Here is a 13,382-nt window from a genome sequence, read left to right as displayed (position 1 = left end):
AAGACCATGGCAAAAGTGAGCAAAAAGCGCAAGGAAGCCCTTGCCAAATTCGATCTGACGGAAGTACGCACGCTGCAGGACGCCGCCAAAGTGGTAAAGGAAATCACCTTCACCAAGTTTGACGCTTCGGTAGACATCGACGTACGCCTAGGTGTTGACCCGCGCAAAGCTGACCAGATGGTTCGCGGCGTGGCCACGCTGCCCCACGGCACGGGTAAAACCGTTCGTGTGCTGGCTCTGGTAACCCCGGACAAAGAAGCCGAAGCTACCGCTGCTGGTGCTGACTTCGTAGGTCTGGACGACTACATCTCGAAAATCGAGAAGGGTTGGACCGATGTGGACGTTATCATCACCATGCCGGCCGTAATGGCTAAGGTAGGCCGTCTGGGCCGCGTACTGGGTCCCCGTGGCCTGATGCCGAACCCCAAGTCGGGCACCGTAACCACGGACGTGGCCAAGGCTGTGCAGGAAGTGAAGGCTGGCAAAATCGACTTCAAAGTTGACAAAACCGGCATTATTCACACCTCGGTTGGTAAAGTGTCTTTCACCGAGGACAAACTCGCTGAAAACGCACTGGAACTGATCCAGACCCTGCAGCGTCTGAAGCCTTCGTCGGCTAAGGGTACGTACATCAAGAGCATCACGCTCTCGAGTACGATGAGCCCCGGCGTACCGGTTGACACCGCTGTGAATTCCGCCAAGTAATTACACGCCTGATCATGACGAAGGAAGAAAAATACGCCCTCGTAGATGAGCTGGCCGGCAAATTCGGCGAATACAGCTTCTTCTACCTCACGGATGCTTCGGGCATGACCGTGGCTAAGATCAACGAATTCCGTCGCCTCTGCTACAACCGGGGCATGGAGTACAAGGTCTACAAAAACACGCTGATCCGTAAGGCGCTGGACCGTTTGTCGGGTGATACCTCGGCAATGGACGCAGCTCTGAAAGGCCAGTCGGGCATCCTGTTCTCGCAGGAGTCTGGTTCGGCTCCGGCTAAGCTGCTGAAAGACTTCTACAAGTCGCAGAACTACGGCCGCGGCGTTGAGCCCAAGCCCGTGTTTAAAGGTGCTTACCTGGACAGCGACGTGTACGTTGGTACCGACCAACTTGACACGCTCAGCACTATCAAAGGCAAGCAGGAACTCATCGGTGACATCATCGGTCTGCTCCAGTCGCCAGCCAAAAATGTTATCAGCGCTCTGTCGAGCGGTGGCAACAAGCTGGCCGGCATCCTCAAAACCCTTTCGGAAAAAGAAGAGGCCGCAGGCTAACCGCTGCTCTCTTTCTCTCTCAATTCATCGTTTTCAACAACACCCCAAATTTTTTGCAAAATGGCAGATCTGAAAGCATTTGCAGAGCAGCTTGTTAGCCTGACCGTTAAAGAAGTTAACGAACTGGCCACGATTCTGAAGGACGAGTACGGCATCGAGCCGGCAGCTGCTGCTCCGGTAATGATGGCTGGTGGTGGCGCTGGCGCTGCTGCTGAGGCTCCCGAAGAGAAGACTTCGTTCGACGTAATCCTGAAGTCGGCTGGCGCTCAGAAACTGGCTGTAGTGAAGCTGGTGAAAGACCTGACCGGCCTGGGCCTGAAGGAAGCCAAAGAACTGGTTGACGGCGCTCCGAAGCCCCTGAAAGAAGGTGTTGCTAAGGACGAGGCTGAAGGCCTGCGTAAGCAGCTGGAAGAAGCTGGTGCTGAAGTAGAGGTTAAGTAATTACTTCTCTCCCTCACCTGCTTTAACCGGACTGACCAACTCGAAACAGATTACGGTTTAATTCATTTGCCGCACCTGTTTTTCCAGTCCGACAAAGCATGGATTAGACCTGGCAACTAAGTCAGGTCTTTTCCTGTTTGTAGCCTGCAAACTTTGCTAAAAGCTGTTCTAACGCTCTGGGAGCGTTTTTGCGGCAAAACAGTAGCGCGAACTTACCACGGCTTAATGCACTTGAAGAACGTTTTTGTTACCCCTGGGGTTGTTCTTCGATGCGTGAGTGGTTGGCTCGCGCTACTGGCATGGTTTGAAGATTCCATCCTCCCAGTGTCATTTTAATTCTTAACACATTGGCTACACCCAAAGCAAAGGCTACGGCCCTGGAGCGGATCAATTTCGCCAAGATTAAGAAGGTAATCGAGTACCCGGACTTCCTGGACGTGCAGCTGCAGTCGTTCCGGGACTTCTTCCAGTTGGAGACGGCGGCCGAAAACCGTTCGAATGAGGGCCTGTTCAAGGTGTTTGCCGAGAACTTCCCCATCTCCGACTCGCGTGAGAATTTCGTCCTGGAGTTTATCGACTACCACGTTGATCCGCCGAAGTACTCCGTGGACGAGTGCATCGACCGCGGCCTGACGTACTCGGTTCCGCTGAAAGCCAAGCTGCGCCTGCTCTGCAACGACGAGGACAACGAGGACTTCGAAACCATCGAGCAAGAGGTGTTCCTGGGGAACATCCCGTACATGACGGAGAAGGGTTCCTTCGTAATCAACGGTGCCGAGCGCGTTATCGTATCGCAGCTGCACCGTTCGCCCGGCGTGTTCTTTGCCCAGAGCAAGCACACCAACGGCACGAAGCTGTATTCGGCCCGTATCATTCCGTTCAAAGGCTCGTGGATTGAATTTGCCACGGACGTGAACAACGTGATGTACGCGTACATCGACCGGAAGAAGAAATTCCCGGTCACGACGCTGCTTCGCGCCATCGGCTACGGCACCGACAAAGACATCCTGGACCTGTTCGGGCTGTCGGAAGAGGTGAAAGCCGACAAGAAAACCCTCAAGAAGGTAGTTGGCCGCAAGCTGGCCGCCCGCGTGCTGCGCACCTGGACGGAAGACTTCGTGGACGAGGACACCGGTGAGGTAGTTTCGATTGACCGCAACGAGGTGCTGCTGGAGCGTGACTCGACCGTTGAGGACGAGGACATCGACACCATCGTGGATTCGGGCGTGAAGTCCATCATCCTGCACCGCGAAAACGTCAACATCGCCGATTTCGCAATCATCTACAACACCCTCCAGAAGGACAACTCCAACTCGGAGAAGGAAGCTGTAGAGCAGATTTACCGCCAGCTCCGTAACACGGAAGCGCCGGACGAAGAAACCGCCCGTGACATCATCCAGAAGCTGTTCTTCTCGGATAAGCGTTACGACCTCGGGGACGTAGGCCGCTACCGCATCAACAAGAAGCTGGGCATCGACACGGGTTGGGACGCCCGCGTACTCACGAACGAGGACATCGTGCTCATCGTGAAGTACCTGATCGGCCTGATCAACTCGAAGGCCATCGTCGACGACATCGACCACTTGTCGAACCGTCGCGTGCGCACCGTGGGCGAACAGCTGTACGCCCAGTTCGGCGTCGGCCTGGCCCGTATGGCCCGCACGATCAAGGAGCGCATGAACGTGCGCGACAACGAGGACTTCAAGCCCGTTGACCTGATCAACGCCCGTACGCTGTCGTCGGTAATCAACTCGTTCTTCGGCACCAACCAGTTGTCGCAGTTCATGGACCAGACCAACCCGCTGGCCGAGGTGACGCACAAGCGTCGCGTATCGGCACTGGGGCCGGGCGGTCTGTCGCGCGAGCGGGCTGGTTTCGAAGTACGTGACGTACACTACACGCACTACGGCCGCCTCTGCACCATCGAGACGCCGGAAGGCCCGAACATCGGTCTGATTTCGTCGCTGTGCGTGCACGCCCGCGTCAACTCGATGGGCTTCATTGAGACGCCCTACCGCACCGTGGAAAACGGCAAGGTGGACGTAACGCACACCGTGAAGTACCTGACGGCCGAGGAGGAAGACACCCACCACATCGCGCAGGCCAACGCCCGCATCGATGACTCCGGTAACTTCATCAACGAACTCGTGAAGGGTCGTTTCGAAGGTGACTTCCCGGTGGTTGGTCCGACCGAGTACACCTACATGGACGTAGCCCCGAACCAGATTGTGTCGGTGGCTGCTTCGATGATTCCGTTCCTGGAGCACGACGACGCCAACCGTGCGCTGATGGGCTCGAACATGCAGCGCCAGGCGGTGCCGCTGTTGAAGCCCCAGGCGCCCATCGTGGGCACCGGCCTCGAAGGCCGCGTGGCCATCGACTCGCGCGCCCTGGTGGTAGCCGAAGGCGACGGTGTCATTGACTACGTGGACGCCAACAAGATCATCGTTCGTTACGACCTCACCGCCGAAGACATCCTCGTGAGCTTCGACGCTGAGCGTGTGACCTACGAGCTGATCAAGTTCCGCCGCACCAACCAGGACACCTGCTTGAACCTGACGCCCATCGTGAAGAAGGGCGAGCGGGTAGTGAAAGGCCAGCCGCTATGCGAAGGCTACGCTACCGAAGCTGGTGAGCTGGCCCTGGGCCGCAACATGCAGGTGGCGTTCATGCCGTGGCAGGGTTACAACTTCGAGGACGCCATCGTCATTTCGGAGAAGGTAGTCCGCGACGACATCTTCACCTCGATTCACATCGAAGAGTTTGAGCTGGAAGTACGCGAGACCAAGCGCGGCGAAGAAGAGCTGACCTCGGAAATTCCGAACGTGAGCGAAGAAGCCGTCCGCAACCTCGACGAAAACGGCATCATCCGCATCGGTGCGGAAGTGCGCGAAGGCGACATTCTGATCGGTAAAATCACGCCGAAGGGCGAGACGGACCCGACCCCGGAAGAGAAGCTGCTGCGCGCCATCTTCGGCGACAAGGCCGGCGACGTGAAGGATGCCTCCCTCAAGGCGCCGCCCTCCCTGAACGGCGTGGTTATCGAGACCAAGCTGTTCTCGCGCCCGAAGAAGGACAAGAACCTGCGCGCCAAATCCAAGCGCGAAGTAGAAGAGCTCAAGGACAAGTACGCCGCCGAGCTGCGGGGCGTGAAGGCAGTAATGGTCGACAAGCTGGTGCAGCTGCTGGAGGGTAAGACCTCGCAGGGCATCAAGCACAAGTTTGGCGACGAGCTGCTGACCAAAGGGGCCAAATTCGGCAAGAAGAACATCACCGATGCCCTCTTCCCCGAGAAGAACCCCTACAAGGACGAGAGCAACTACGCCGTGCCGGAAGAGGTGAACCTGTTCAAGGACCTCATCCTGGAAAACTGGACTGCCGACGAGAAGACCAACTCGATGGTGGCGGAACTGGTGAAGAACTACACCAAGCGTCGCAACATCGTAACGGCCCGCTTCAAGCGCGACCGGTTTACCCTGGAGGTAGGCGACGAACTGCCCGCCGGTATCGTGCAGCTGGCTAAAGTGTACATCGCCAAGAAGCGAAAGCTGAAGGTGGGTGACAAGATGGCCGGTCGTCACGGTAACAAGGGTGTGGTAGCCCGCATCGTGCGCGATGAGGACATGCCCTTCCTGCCCGACGGCACCCCGATGGACATCGTGCTCAACCCGCTGGGGGTACCGAGCCGCATGAACATCGGTCAGATCTACGAAACGGTACTGGGCTGGGCCGGCCTCAAGCTGGGCCGCAAGTACTCGACCCCCATCTTCGACGGTGGTACCGAAGAAGAGGTGGCCAAGGAGCTGACCGAAGCCGGCTTGCCGGATTGGGGCCGCGCGTACCTGCACGATGGTCTGACGGGTGACCGTTTCGACCAACCCGTGACGGTAGGTGTGATTTACATGCTGAAGCTGGGACACCTTGTCGACGACAAGATGCACGCCCGTTCGATCGGGCCGTACTCGCTCATCACGCAGCAGCCGCTGGGTGGTAAGGCGCAGTTCGGTGGTCAGCGTTTCGGCGAGATGGAAGTGTGGGCGCTGGAGGCCTTCGGCGCGTCGAACATCCTGCAGGAAATCCTGACGGTGAAGTCTGACGACGTGATTGGCCGGGCCAAAGCCTACGAAGCCATCGTGAAGGGCGACGTGCTGCCCAAGCCGAATATCCCGGAGTCGTTCAACGTACTCATTCACGAGCTGCGTGGTCTGGCCCTGGAAATCACGCTGGACTAGTTTAAAAGCGGCTAACAGAATGGTTGTCGGTGCCTCGGTGCCGGCAACCATTTTGAGCATCCTGCCCTAGGCTGACTCGTCAGCGAGTAGAGGAGGAGTGAAGCAGAATAGAACGATAGTACGAGCGGCTTTGCGACATGCTTTTCGGCCGTTGTTCCGAGATATGGTCAGGACAACACCACAAGGCCCAGAAGTCATCAACAAGCTGGTCGATTGGAGCCGACGAGGCTTCGCCCAGACCCGAAAAATCTACTGCGCGGCGTACCTATCCGACCTGCAGAGCACTTTTTCCGGAGTCGAGCTGTTCTGAGTGTTTGGGCACTGCCCGAAGAAACCGAACGGTGAAATAGCAACAAGCTAAAGCTTAAACCCAAGCAACATGGCGTTTGCAAAAACGAAAAAGCTGGTTCAAGACTTCTCGAAAGTCACCATCTCGCTCGCCTCTCCGGAAGCCATTCTGGAGCGCTCGAACGGGGAAGTGGTGAAGCCCGAGACGATCAACTACCGCACGTACAAGCCCGAAATGGGCGGCTTGTTCTGCGAGCGGATCTTCGGACCGGTAAAAGACTGGGAGTGCCACTGCGGCAAATACAAGCGCATTCGCTACAAGGGCATCATCTGCGACCGTTGCGGCGTGGAAGTGACCGAGAAGAAGGTGCGCCGCGAGCGGATGGGCCACATCGAACTGGTGGTACCCGTTGCGCACATCTGGTACTTCAAGTCGCTGCCCAACAAAATTGGTTACCTGTTGGGCCTGCCCACCAAGAAGCTCGACCAGATCATCTACTACGAGCGTTACGTGGTAGTGCAGCCGGGCTTGCTGGAAACGGACGGCGTACAGCAACTCGACTTCCTGACGGAAGACGAATACCTGGACATCATCGACAAGCTCCCCCGCGAGAACCAGATGCTGCCCAACGAGGACCCGCAGAAGTTCATCGCCAAGATGGGCGCCGAAGCGTTGTACATGCTGCTCGAGCGCCTGAACCTGGACGAGCTGAGCTACTCCCTGCGTGACTCCGCTGCCCACGAAACTTCGCAGCAGCGTAAGGCTGAGGCGTTGAAGCGTCTGCGCGTGGTGGAAGCCTTCCGCGAAGCCAACGGCCGCATCGAGAACCGCCCCGAGTGGATGGTGATTCGCATGGTGCCGGTGATTCCGCCGGAACTGCGCCCCCTCGTGCCCCTGGACGGTGGCCGTTTCGCTACCTCCGACTTGAACGACCTGTACCGTCGCGTTATCATCCGCAACAACCGCCTCAAGCGCCTGATCGAAATCAAGGCCCCCGAGGTGATTCTGCGCAACGAGAAACGCATGCTGCAGGAAGCCGTCGACTCCCTGTTCGACAACTCGCGCAAGGTGAATGCCGTGCGCGCCGAAGGCAACCGCGCCCTGAAGTCGCTGTCCGATATGCTGAAAGGCAAGCAGGGCCGCTTCCGTCAGAACCTGCTCGGTAAGCGCGTCGACTACTCGGGCCGTTCGGTTATCGTGGTAGGTCCTGAACTGAAGCTGCACGAGTGCGGTCTGCCCAAGAACATGGCGGCCGAGCTGTTCAAGCCGTTCATCATCCGCAAGCTCATCGAGCGCGGCATCGTGAAGACGGTGAAGTCGGCCAAGAAAATCGTGGACCGCAAGGACGCCGTGGTATGGGACATCCTGGAGAACGTGCTGAAAGGCCACCCGGTGCTCCTGAACCGTGCTCCTACGCTGCACCGTCTGGGTATCCAGGCTTTCCAGCCGCGCCTGATCGAGGGCAAAGCCATCCAGCTGCACCCACTGGTGTGTACGGCCTTCAACGCTGACTTTGACGGTGACCAGATGGCTGTGCACGTGCCGCTCGGACCGGCCGCCGTACTGGAAGCCTCGATGCTCATGCTGGCCTCGCACAACATCCTGAACCCGGCCAACGGCGCTCCGATTGCGGTACCGTCGCAGGACATGGTTCTGGGTCTGTACTACGTGACCAAGGGCAAGCGCACCACCGAAGAGGAAGTAGTGCAAGGCGAAGGCCGTTCGTTCTATTCCGCCGAGGAGGTTGTTATTGCCATCAACGAAGGTCAGCTCTCGAAGCACGCCTACATCAAGGTGCGCACTAAAGTCCGCGACGAGGAAGACAACCTGGTAACGAAGGTGATTGAGACCGTGGCTGGCCGCGTGCTCTTCAACCTGCACGTGCCGGAAGAAGTCGGCTTCGTGGACGAGCTGCTGACCAAGAAGAAGCTGCAGCAGATCATTTCGCTGGTGTTCAAGCGTACGGGCATGGCCCGCACGGCGCAGTTCCTCGACGACATCAAGACGCTGGGCTTCCAGTCGGCTTACAAAGGTGGTCTGTCGATGGGTCTGGGCGACATCAACATCCCGAAAGAGAAGGATGAGCTGATTCTTCAGGCGCAAAACGACGTGAAGGCGGTAACCCAGAACTACCAAATGGGTCTGATTACCGACAACGAGCGTTACAACCAGGTTATCGACATCTGGACGCGCATCAACAACCAGATTACGGAAACCCTCATGTCCCGCTTGGAGAAGGAGAAGCAAGGCTTCAACTCCATCTACATGATGATGCACTCCGGCGCCCGTGGTTCGCGCGAGCAGATTCGTCAGCTCGGCGGTATGCGTGGTCTGATGGCCAAGCCGCAGAAGTCGCTGCAGGGTTCGGTCGGCGAGATTATCGAAAACCCGATTCTGTCCAACTTCAAAGAAGGCCTGGACGTTATCGAGTACTTCATTTCGACCCACGGTGCCCGTAAGGGTCTGGCCGACACCGCTCTGAAGACGGCTGACGCCGGCTACCTGACCCGCCGTCTGGTGGACGTGTCGCAGGACGTTATCGTGAACGACGTGGACTGCGGTACCCTGCGTGGCATCGAGACCTTCGCCCTGAAGGACAACGAGGACATCGTGGAGCCGCTGGCCGAGCGTATCCTGGGCCGCGTAGCCGTGCACGACATCGTGGACCCGCTGACGGACGAGGTTATCCTGCCCGCCGGTGAGGAAATCACCGAGGAAATCACGCGTCGCATCGATAACACCAGCATCGAATCGGTGGAAATCCGCTCGGTACTGACCTGCGAATCGAAGCGCGGTATCTGCGGCAAGTGCTATGGTCGTAACCTCTCGTCGGGCCGCATGGTGCAGAAAGGCGAAGCTGTCGGCGTTATTGCTGCGCAGTCCATCGGCGAACCGGGCACCCAGCTCACGCTGCGTACCTTCCACGTGGGTGGTACGGCCTCGAACATCGCCGTAGAAGCTAGCATCCGCGCCAAGTTTGCCGGCGTCATCGAGTTTGAAGATGTGCGCACTGTGGATTCGGTGAATGCGGAAGGCGAACCGGTGAAAGTGGTCATGGGCCGCTCGGGCGAAGTACGTATCGTGGAGAAGGGCACCGGCAAGGTGTACATCTCGAACCACGTACCGTACGGCTCGTTCCTGCTCGTGGAAGAAGGTCAGGAGGTCGAGAAGGGCCAGGAGCTCAACAACTGGGACCCCTACAACGCCGTTATTCTGGCCGAATTCGACGGTACCATCGTGTACGAGGGTATCAAGGAGGGTGTCACTTACCGCGAGGAGTCGGACGAACAGACCGGCTACCGCGAGAAGGTGGTTATCGAATCCAAGGACAAGACCCTGGCTCCGGCCATCGTGGTGAAAGCCGGCCGCTCGGGTGGCGACGAAAGCCAGAAGGCTTACAACATCCCCGTAGGCTCGCACATCAACGTGGAGAATGGTGAGAAGATCAAGGCTGGTCACATCCTGGCCAAGATTCCGCGTGCCGTGGGCAAAACCCGCGACATCACCGGTGGTCTGCCCCGCGTTACCGAACTGTTCGAAGCCCGTAACCCGTCGAACCCGGCGGTGGTATCGGAAATCGACGGCGTGGTAACCTACGGCACCGTGAAGCGTGGTAACCGTGAAATCTTCGTCGAGTCGAAAGACGGCGTGAAGAAGAAGTACATGGTGCCGCTGTCCAAGCACATTCTGGTGCAGGACAACGACTTCATCCGCGCCGGTGCGCCGCTGTCGGATGGTGCCATCACGCCGACCGACATCCTGAACATTCAGGGCCCCGGTGCCGTGCAGGAGTACCTCGTGAACGAGATTCAGGAAGTGTACCGCTTGCAGGGTGTGAAAATCAACGACAAGCACATCGAGGTGGTCGTCCGCCAGATGATGCAGAAGGTGATTATCATGGATCCGGGCGACACCTCGTTCCTGGAGCACCAGTCGGTCGATAAGGTGACGTTCATGGAAGAGAACGACTCCATCATCGACATGAAGGTGGTGACGGACGAAGGCGACTCGACGGTGCTCAAGCGCGGTCAGATCGTGACGGCCCGCAAGCTGCGCGACGAGAATTCCTCGCTGCGCCGCCGCGACCTGAAGCTGGTGGAAGTGCGCGACGCCTCCCCGGCCGTGTCCCGTCCGACGCTGCAGGGCATCACGCAGGCCTCGCTGGGCACGCAGTCGTTTATCTCGGCTGCTTCGTTCCAGGAGACGACGAAGGTGCTGTCGGAGGCTGCCATCCGTGGCAAAGCCGACGAACTGCTCGGTCTGAAGGAAAACGTTATCGTGGGTCACCTCATTCCGGCCGGTACCGGTCTGCGCGAGTACACGCGCATTCAGGTCGGCTCAACGGAGGATCCGGAACCGGCACCCGCCGCTCCGGCCGCCACGGAAACGCGCCCCGCCCGCGCCAGCCGCAGCAAGCGCGAAGTATCGGCCGAGTAATCGGTTGATGGAATAGGGAAGCCCGTCGGAAGCAATTCCGGCGGGCTTTTCTTTTTCTGCCTACTTTTAGGAGTGCGCGTTGTAGCGCGAAGTTGTACTTCGCGTTTCGTCCGCGCCGTTTCTACGATTCTTTTCAACGACACGCGGAGTACAACTTCGCGCTACAGCATGGCCCAACAACCACCCACTCCCGCACCCGAAGAGCAACAAATCAACATCGAGCTGTCGGAGGAAATTGCCGAGGGCGAATACGCCAACCTGGCGATGATTGCGCATTCCAGCAGCGAATTCGTCATCGACTTCATTCGCCTGATGCCCGGTTTGCCCAAGGCTAAAGTGAAAGCCCGCGTCGTCATTACGCCAGAGCATGCCAAGCGGCTGCTGTCGGCGCTGCAGGACAACCTGGACCGCTACGAGCGGAGCTTCGGCCCGGTGAAAGTCCAGACGGATATGGCCAGCTTCCCGATGAATTTCAGTGGGACGATGGGAGAGGCATAAGCGGCTCCATTTTCGATCAGCAACTCCAGGAGCTGCGGCGCTGTCCGCGGCTCTTGCTATTTTCAGCCAATGGCTCTCGACCGTTTCTCCGACCACGCCGCGCAGTACGCGCAGTTCCGCATTACTTACCCGCCGGCTCTGTACGATTACCTGCTGTCCATCACGCCTGGCCGCGAAGCAGCCTGGGACTGTGGCACCGGCAATGGCCAAGTTGCGGCTGATCTGGCGCCGCACTTTGGCCATATAGAAGCCACCGACATCAGCCGGAAGCAGCTCGAACAGGCCGTGCCGCAGCTAAATATCCGCTACACCATTAGTGGTGCGGAGCAGACGCCATTTGCTGATAATACTTTCGACCTGATTACGGTAGCGCAGGCCCTGCACTGGTTTAATGCCGACGCTTTTCATCGAGAAGCAACGCGCGTGGCCAAGCCCAATGCTACCCTTGCCGAGTGGGGCTATGGGCTGGTCAAAGTCAATGAGCAGATTGATCCGTTGATCCGTCACTTTTACACGGATATCGTCGGACCTTACTGGGACGAGAACCGCCGTCACATCGACGACGAGTTTGCCTGCATTCCGTTTCCCTTCGCCGAAGTGCAGCACCGCCGCTTCGAGCAGCGGCAACTCTGGGACGCCGAACGGTTTCTGCGTTACTTACAGACGTGGAGCAGCGTGCAGCGCTACCGACAAGCACTAGGGGAGGAGCCGTTGCAACAGATTGAACAACCACTGTGCGAGCTGTGGGGCAAAAAGAAACGTGAAGTCTGCTTCCCAATATTCCTGCGAGCCAGCAAAATCAACAAGTAGTAAACTTTGCTACGGAATCTAGTTATTGGTAAACTGTATTACAGAATTGGGTAATGTGTTTGGTAGAAACCGGTTTTGAGTACCGCATCATCTGCACGTTGACCATCGAGCAGATCAATAGCATCCTCGGCAAAGCACCCAACTTCGACCACTGCGACGAATTGGGCCTGCACGAGTACCGCAGTTCCGGCAGCCTCGCCAGCCTCCCCGATGCGGTGCTGCAGCGCGCCGAGTACGGCCTCTACTACTGCGACTACAGCCGCAGCCGCACCAGCCTGGAAGTGCTGGGCTACGTCCTCAGCCGCTGCGCCGACCTGGGCCCGGTGACGCTACAAGCAGCCGATTAAGTTGCTTTCAAACTATGGGCTACGAATACAAGGTCATCTGCACCATTGGCGACGAAGAGGCCAAACAGGTATTAGAATCGGTTGCGTACTTCTCACGACTGGATGGCACGGGCTTCCACGAGTATCGTAAGCCTACTAACCCAGGCACAATGCCTGATGCGCGTAGTTCGCGGGAGCCGTATGGGTTCTATTTCTGTGATAATGGCGGGGCACATGATATACTAGACAGCTTGATGGCATATTGCCTAAAGCATGTGCCGATAACGGTAGAAGATCGGGAGTAATAGAGGCAGAATCTGTTACCACTTCTCTTTAGCAAGCACCAAAAAGCCCGTCTGCTTCCGGTCGGGCTTTCGTGATTCTTAGGGATGTTCAACTTAGCCATGAGCAAAGCCGCTGATACTGAGTCGTCGGGCCTTTCCGGGTTAAGTTACAATACTCGTTTGCTATTGTAAATCAGACTCTCTACCTTTGCAAGCCTAATTTTTTGGGAGAAGACCCTCCCGGACAAAACGCTCAATAGATGCCAACCATCAACCAATTAGTGCGCAAAGGCCGCGAGAAGCTGACGACGAAATCCAAGTCGCCTGCCCTCGATTCGTGCCCGCAGCGCCGTGGTGTGTGCACCCGCGTGTACACCACCACGCCCAAGAAGCCGAACTCGGCCATGCGTAAAGTAGCTCGCGTGCGCTTGACCAACGGCAAAGAAGTTAACGCCTACATCCCGGGCGAAGGCCACAACCTGCAGGAGCACAGCATCGTGCTGATCCGCGGCGGCCGCGTGAAGGACCTTCCCGGCGTGCGTTACCACATCATCCGTGGCGCCCTGGACACCGCCGGCGTAAATGGCCGTCTGCAGCGTCGTTCGAAGTACGGTGCTAAGCGTCCGAAGCCCGGTCAACCGGCTGCAGCAGCTGGCAAAGGTGGCAAACCCGCAGGCAAGAAGAAATAGTAATCAGGTAGTTGGGGCCTGAACGTTGACCACGGGTCTGAGTAATGCGTCGCAGGGCGCGTGAAGCTAGGTCAACGAACTACCCCAGTCCCCACGACTCCT

At 57.9% G+C, this 13,382-nt stretch carries 9 protein-coding genes; all 9 read left to right on the top strand.

What is annotated here, in order from left to right:
- Positions 1-6: 6 nt before the first annotated feature.
- The 9 genes from rplA to rpsL all read left to right on the top strand — a co-directional run bounded on the left by rplA (position 7) and on the right by rpsL (position 13,280).
- A complete protein-coding gene (rplA, locus tag B0919_RS15600; RefSeq protein ID WP_078013210.1) occupies positions 7-705 on the top strand; it encodes a 50S ribosomal protein L1 in 699 nt (232 codons plus the stop codon).
- 14 nt (positions 706-719) lie between these two features.
- Complete coding sequence (gene rplJ, locus B0919_RS15595) at positions 720-1,274, top strand: 50S ribosomal protein L10 (protein ID WP_078013209.1); 555 nt, start codon at positions 720-722, stop codon at positions 1,272-1,274.
- A gap of 60 nt (positions 1,275-1,334) precedes the next feature.
- Positions 1,335-1,715 (top strand): 50S ribosomal protein L7/L12, encoded by a 381-nt coding sequence (gene rplL / locus B0919_RS15590; RefSeq protein ID WP_078013208.1) that lies wholly within the window; start codon positions 1,335-1,337, stop codon positions 1,713-1,715.
- Between the two features lie 347 nt (positions 1,716-2,062).
- Entirely contained in the window at positions 2,063-5,947 is a 3,885-nt protein-coding gene (rpoB, locus tag B0919_RS15585; RefSeq protein WP_254846593.1) for a DNA-directed RNA polymerase subunit beta, read from the top strand.
- A gap of 379 nt (positions 5,948-6,326) precedes the next feature.
- Complete coding sequence (gene rpoC / locus B0919_RS15580; RefSeq protein ID WP_078013207.1) at positions 6,327-10,673, top strand: DNA-directed RNA polymerase subunit beta'; 4,347 nt, start codon at positions 6,327-6,329, stop codon at positions 10,671-10,673.
- Between the two features lie 168 nt (positions 10,674-10,841).
- On the top strand, positions 10,842-11,171 hold the full coding sequence (locus tag B0919_RS15575; RefSeq protein ID WP_078013206.1) for a DUF3467 domain-containing protein: 330 nt from the start codon (positions 10,842-10,844) through the stop codon (positions 11,169-11,171).
- Positions 11,172-11,240: 69 nt separating this feature from the next.
- On the top strand, positions 11,241-11,981 hold the full coding sequence (locus B0919_RS15570; protein WP_078013205.1) for a class I SAM-dependent methyltransferase: 741 nt from the start codon (positions 11,241-11,243) through the stop codon (positions 11,979-11,981).
- A gap of 53 nt (positions 11,982-12,034) precedes the next feature.
- Entirely contained in the window at positions 12,035-12,328 is a 294-nt protein-coding gene (locus tag B0919_RS15565; protein WP_139362162.1) for a hypothetical protein, read from the top strand.
- Between the two features lie 523 nt (positions 12,329-12,851).
- Complete coding sequence (gene rpsL, locus B0919_RS15555) at positions 12,852-13,280, top strand: 30S ribosomal protein S12 (protein ID WP_078013202.1); 429 nt, start codon at positions 12,852-12,854, stop codon at positions 13,278-13,280.
- Positions 13,281-13,382 lie beyond the last annotated feature (102 nt).

Origin of the sequence: Hymenobacter sp. CRA2 (assembly GCF_002007105.1) — a bacterium.
Taxonomy (GTDB): domain Bacteria; phylum Bacteroidota; class Bacteroidia; order Cytophagales; family Hymenobacteraceae; genus Solirubrum.
This window is presented reverse-complemented; position numbering and strand designations above follow the sequence as displayed.

Bases quoted from the DNA above. Each gene is read 5' to 3' on its own strand.
- rplA (WP_078013210.1), top strand. From the start codon at position 7: ATGGCAAAAGTGAGCAAAAAGCGCAAGGAAGCCCTTGCCAAATTCGAT.
- rplJ (WP_078013209.1), top strand. From the start codon at position 720: ATGACGAAGGAAGAAAAATACGCCCTCGTAGATGAGCTGGCCGGCAAA.
- rplL (WP_078013208.1), top strand. From the start codon at position 1,335: ATGGCAGATCTGAAAGCATTTGCAGAGCAGCTTGTTAGCCTGACCGTT.
- rpoC (WP_078013207.1), top strand. From the start codon at position 6,327: ATGGCGTTTGCAAAAACGAAAAAGCTGGTTCAAGACTTCTCGAAAGTC.
- B0919_RS15575 (WP_078013206.1), top strand. From the start codon at position 10,842: ATGGCCCAACAACCACCCACTCCCGCACCCGAAGAGCAACAAATCAAC.
- B0919_RS15570 (WP_078013205.1), top strand. From the start codon at position 11,241: ATGGCTCTCGACCGTTTCTCCGACCACGCCGCGCAGTACGCGCAGTTC.
- B0919_RS15565 (WP_139362162.1), top strand. From the start codon at position 12,035: ATGTGTTTGGTAGAAACCGGTTTTGAGTACCGCATCATCTGCACGTTG.
- rpsL (WP_078013202.1), top strand. From the start codon at position 12,852: ATGCCAACCATCAACCAATTAGTGCGCAAAGGCCGCGAGAAGCTGACG.